General features: G+C 42.0%; 3 protein-coding genes. 2 read left to right on the plus strand and 1 reads right to left on the minus strand.

The features are described 5' to 3' along the window. The coding region (locus tag PX484_RS04470; RefSeq protein ID WP_288102998.1) for a PEP/pyruvate-binding domain-containing protein at positions 1-2,433 on the plus strand (2,433 nt) is incomplete at its 5' end. Between the two features lie 666 nt (positions 2,434-3,099). Here the strand turns inward: PX484_RS04470 and PX484_RS04475 are convergent. Next, positions 3,100-5,256, minus strand: coding sequence for a putative PEP-binding protein (locus tag PX484_RS04475; protein ID WP_287670088.1), 2,157 nt, complete (start codon positions 5,254-5,256; stop codon positions 3,100-3,102). 276 nt (positions 5,257-5,532) lie between these two features. On the opposite strand from PX484_RS04475, the gene PX484_RS04480 reads away from it, so the two are divergent. Continuing rightward, the coding region (locus tag PX484_RS04480; protein WP_288102999.1) for a response regulator at positions 5,533-5,946 on the plus strand (414 nt) is incomplete at its 3' end.

The following is a 5,946-nucleotide window of genomic DNA, read 5'->3' on the forward strand; positions in this document are numbered from 1 at the left end:
ACTAATGTTTTCTGGGGATTAATCGTTCACGATTTTGTCGCTGTTTTTCTCACCTCAATCATTAGTGGGATTAGCTTTACTATTTTTCGAGAAAAATCTACGGGTAGATTGGTAGGATTATTTTTATTAGCTTTAATTCTCACCTTGCGCCGTCCCCACGATTCAGGTTATATTATAACTGCCATTGCTTTAGCCTGTTTATTAGGGGCAATTTTTCAAAAAATCGCCGACGATTTAGACTTACCTGAAGCAAGTGTTAACAATGAATCAAAAACTATGTTTCGTTTTTTTCGTGGAGATCGATCGATCCAAACTCTTGATGACAATCTGGCAGCTTCAAAAGTGGGACAAAAGGCCGCCACTTTAGCCGATCTTAAGCGTGCCGGTTATCCCATTCCTAGGGGTTGGATTTTACCACCAGGAGATGATCCACAACCCTTAATAGAATCTCTTCATCCTGATATTAATCATCCCTTAGTCGTGCGATCTTCCGCTATTGGAGAAGATAGTGAAACCGCTTCATCTGCGGGACAATATACTACAATTCTTAACGTCATTGATCGAGAAAATTTAGCGGCGGCGATTTTAAGTTGCCAAACCTCCTATAATAGTCCTAATGCTGTTAATTATCGACTCGATCGAGGTCAAGAAAACACGGCCATGGCTGTGTTAATTCAAGAACAAATTCGAGGAGTTTTTTCGGGGGTTGCCTTCAGTCGCGATCCGATTAATCCTCTCAGTTTAGATGTAGTTATTGAAGCTTTACCCGGAGATGCTACCAGAGTTGTATCGGGAAGAATCACCCCCGAAAGTTATCGAGTTAATTTAGAAGAAAATATCATTATCGGAGCGGGAGATATTCCCCCGGCTATTATTCAACAGGTAGCTAATCTTTGTCGGCAATTAGAAAACCTTGATCATGGCATTCCCCAAGATATAGAATGGACTCATGACGGACAAAAATTATGGTTATTACAGTGCCGTCCTATCACTAATTTACAGCCAATTTGGACAAGAAAAATCGCTGCTGAAGTTATCCCCGGTGTGATTCGTCCTTTGCCTTGGTCAATTAATCGTCCTTTAACCTGTGGAGTTTGGGGAGATATTTTTCGGTTAGTTTTAGACAAAAAAGCCCTCGATTTGGACTTCAATGAAACGGCGACTTTACACTATCAAAGAGCCTATTTTAATGCTTCTTTGTTAGGAACAATTTTCCGTCGCATGGGATTACCTCCAGAAAGCTTAGAATTCCTGACCAAAGGGGCAAAGTTTACCAAACCACCTTTAACGGCAACCTTGGCTAATTCCCCTGGTTTATTAAAACTTTTAGGACGGGAATTACAGTTAGAAAAAGACTTTAGCCAAGATCAAGAAAACTATTTTATCCCGACGCTCAAAAAAATTAACGCTACTTCCCCAGAAGCTTTATCTTCAGGGGAGATTTTAGAGCAAATTGAGGAGATTTTAACCGTCTTAAAAAAAGCTACCTATTATAGTATTCTTGCCCCTCTTAGCTTCGCCTTGCGTCGCAGTATTTCCCGAGTACCTTTTGAGAAATTGGATAACTCCCAAGCACCAGAAATAGCCTCGATGCGATCGCTATCTGAACTGAGAAAAAATACGATCAATCGAGATTTTGACTCGGCTTTTTCCCTCTGGTTAGAAACCTACGGTTATTTAAGCGAAGTGGGGACCGATATTTCCATACCGAGATGGCGAGAAAATCCCCAATATCTGCTACAACTACCCTTAGATAGTCCGGGCAATAATAGCCATAAAAAAGTTAAATCTTCCCACAATGTCCAAAAAAGATTAAATATCAAAAACCAAGTTACTGAAATTTACTCCCGTCTTTTAGCTCACCTACGCTGGCATTTTCTCGCTTTAGAAACCCTCTGGTTACAGCAGCAAATATTATCGGAGACGGGAGATATATTTTATCTAAATTACTCAGAAGTTATCCAGTTAGGTCAGAATAATAAAATCGCCAATCTTAAGCAAATTATCCGTCAGCGTCGCCAACAATTCCAAGAAAACTCCCAATTAACCGATATTCCCTATATCGTTTATGGACAACCCCCGAAAAAAGAATTTTTAGTCTCAAATTTAACTGCCAAAAAACGCTTACAGGGAATTGCCGCTAGTGGGGGGACAGTGGAGGGACGAGTCAAAATTATGCCCAGCTTACAAAATCTAGAAATTTCCCCTAATACTATTCTCGTTATTCCCTATACTGACTCAGGATGGTCCCCTTTATTATCCCGGGCTGTGGGCATTATTGCCGAGGTGGGGGGACAATTATCCCATGGTGCTATTATTGCCAGAGAATACGGAATTCCGGCGGTTATGGATGTGCATAATGCCATGAAATTGTTAAAAGATGGTCAATTAATTCGTCTCGATGGCACTCAAGGAATTATTGAAATTCTCTAGGCATTAGGGGACAGGGTGTGGGGTGTGGGGTGTGGGGTGTGGGGTGTGGGAATTATGAATTATGAATTATGAATTATGAATTGGGGGAGACCACTTCGTGCGCGTTGCGGGGGGAAGTGGGGAAATTGAACTAAAACCCCAAAACCCCAAAACCCCAAAACCCCAACACCTAAAACCTATCTCCCGACTTCTGAATACTGACTCGGAGACTCCTATCTCCTGAATACTGACTCCTAACGCAATGTTGGTCAAAGATAAGCAAAAATTATCTATTGACTCTACAAACTTGAGAATATTTAAATTAACATTCCGCAATATTTACAAATTCTTAAAAATTAATTGAGAAAGATTTTTATTTAACAACGATGTTATGCTGGTTACAGCGATTTTACTGAATTTCATAATGGGGCATTATATGCTTTTTTGGGCAGCAACGGTTGAAACCCTTGCCACACCTAGAAGGTAATCCTAACTAAGACAGGTAAATGAGTCAATTTTACCCACAACGATGATCTTTTTTTTGTGTAGTTTTATTGCAAAAAAAAAGTTTTTTTGACAAAAAGCACAAAGTATGCGTTATGAAGTGGGGTAATGGGAATTATGAATTATGAATTATGAATTATGAATTACGAATTGGGGAGGTGGGGAAGTGGGGTAGTTCGGAAGTTATCTGCTATTTTCCAATAAAAACCTTCTTTCTGCCCGAACAATTGCCTCTCTAGTGGCTAAAACTGCCTCCCTATCCACCGAAAGAGAAGTCACACCCCAAGCAATCAGATCATCGATAAGTTCGGGATACTGGACGATAGCCATGCCGCAAACGGAACAGGGAATCTGTAAAAGTTTTGCCTGAGTAATAATTTGTTTTAAAGCTGCCCTGACTGCGGGATGACGGGCGTTAAAATATTCTGAGAAATGTTCTCGATCGCTACCTAAAAGTAATTGAGTTAAATCATTAGTACCAATAGCGATCAATTGTACGCCCGCTTGCACATAATCCCTCAATTGAAAGATTACCCCCGGTACTTCCACCATTATCCCCAATTGGAAAGAAGGGACTTGAGTGAGTAAAGCTGATTGTACCCGTTGCCGGCAGAAAATAAATTCCTCAACCCCGCGGACAAAGGGAAGCAGTAAATTAATATTGGTGGCGCCGGTGGTTTGTACCCGTCGTAAAGCTTGCAATTCTAGATCGAATAGAGTCGGATCTAATATATAACCATGGGTTCCCCGACTGTCTTTAGCCGAATCTTGAGCATCAAAAGAACGGTAAAATAAAGGCTTAGGCTGGATACTAAGGGCAAATTGTGCGATTAAATCACTTAATCTCTCGATCAATGCTTCTTGATGCTCTGGTGTTAACCATTCTTCTAGATTGCGCTGAGAAAGTAACTCTAGAATCATCCATTCTGAGCGCAATAAACCGATCCCATCAATAGGCAGTTCTCGGATTCCGGCAATACTTTCAGTTTGACTGAGATTAACCATCAAACGGGTAGCAATTGCCGTGCCGTCAGTTTCTCTGGGGGGTGCTGGGGGTAAGGAAATCTCTTCCTGAGATGCTAGAGAAATAATTCCCCTCGTACCATCTACTAAAATTATCTCGCCTGAGCGGATAATTTCCGTGGCATTTTTCACCCCGACAATGGCAGGAATGGCTAATTCCCGGGCTAAAATGGCTCCATGGCTAGTTAATCCCCCCTGTTCCGTGATCATTGCTCGAATTTGGCGTAAATGGGGCAGTTTTTTCGGAGGTAAATTAGTAGTAACCAGAATGCAATCCTGAAAATTTGCCTCTGGGGAGTCGAAATTGCTGATCACTTTTGCCACTCCCGATGCCAAACCTGGGGATGCCCCTAATCCTCTTAAGGGATAATTGGAGGTAGTAGGGGTGATTTCCTGACTGTGACAGTTGAGAATATAAATTTGACCATCCAGCATCATCAGCCATTCTATGCTGGTTAACGTCGGTTTTTCCGCCAGTAGAGATTGAACCAGTTGACAAAGGCGATCGAGGGCGAAATTATCTAAACAGTAGCCTTCCTGTAAACTGGGTGCTAATAATTGTGCCGCAAGCAGATTACTGTCACTATTGAGATAATAAGCGCGGGATTTATTGCCTAATTGCCGACTGCGTAATTGACCGGAGCGATCGATAATATAGGTATCCGGTGCCACTTCTCCATTAACTAAACTGTGTCCTAACCCCCAAACTGCCTGAATTTGCCAGTTATCGTCATTAATCAACACATTTCCCGCACAATTGGCTGGTAATAACGGTTGTACCAGTAAAGATAATTGAATTTTTTCTAAACCAATTCCCATTTTTCGCCAATAAAATAGACTTTTGGCGTTGAATAACTCCGCCCAAGCTTGTTTTAGGGCATTTTCTAGATTATCTGCTTTAATTCCACTGATTGGGGCGGAAAATAAACCGAGAGTTCGCCGAGCCAGATTAGCTGGCAGGGAAAAGCGCCATACTAGGGTATCCATGGATAATTGTGCCACGGCCGCCCCTAGTTCTTCTAACCAGAGAGGAGGAATTTCCGCTTGTAAAATGGCGCGGCGACTCTCTTTGGCGACTAATTGCAGAGCTTTTGCGTTATCTACGTCTAAATAGAGGGAAGATTGCGGAAAATCAGTCAGAAACGAGTCAGCATTGTTGATAGTTTCCAAAAATTCCGCAAAAATGCGGTTAAAAATGGCAAATCCCCCGATAATTGGGTATCCTCGCTGGTGTAATTCACTGGCAATAAAAGCTTTTTCCCCCACCAGGGGGCGATCAGAAGCACTAATGCGATCGAGCCAGCAGAGAATGGTCACGGGATTTGTTAAGAATGGTGAAAGGATTCTAAAATAATCTAGGTGATTTTTGTAACTCTTTACTTCTACCTGCCAGTTTAACTCACCGTCACTATCTTGAGGATGATCTGGGGAGTGGGAATTATGAATGTATGAATTATGAATTATGAAGTGGGGAGATGGGAGAATAATAAAAGCAATCTCCTGACTACTGACTCCTATCTCCTGATTACTGACTCCTATCTCCTTAGCTGATAAGATAGGATTCGGACAATATTCGATCGCTGCGAGAAATTCATGGACACACCTGCGAAAGTTTTGTTAGTGGATGACGAACCGGGGGTTCGTGAATCTGTGCAAGCATATCTACAGTACGGGGATGACTTCGAGGTAAGAACTGCTAGTAATGCTAACGAAGCCTGGGATTTACTCAATCAAGAAATTCCTGAATTAGTCATCTCCGACATTATGATGCCGCAGGTGGATGGCTATCAGTTTCTGAAGAAATTGCGCGAAGATGCTCGTTTTCAGACAATTCCCGTGGTTTTTCTCACTGCTAGGGGGATGACGAGCGATCGCATTCAGGGTTATAATGCCGGTTGTGATGCTTATTTATCCAAGCCTTTCGATCCCGAAGAATTAGAAGCATTAATCAAGTCTTTAATCGAGCGCCGTCGTCAATCCTTGCAAGCCACCAGCGAAAACGCTAGA

Source organism: Microcystis sp. M49636_WE2 (assembly GCF_030065375.1).
GTDB classification, from domain to species: Bacteria; Cyanobacteriota; Cyanobacteriia; order Cyanobacteriales; family Microcystaceae; genus Microcystis; species Microcystis aeruginosa_C.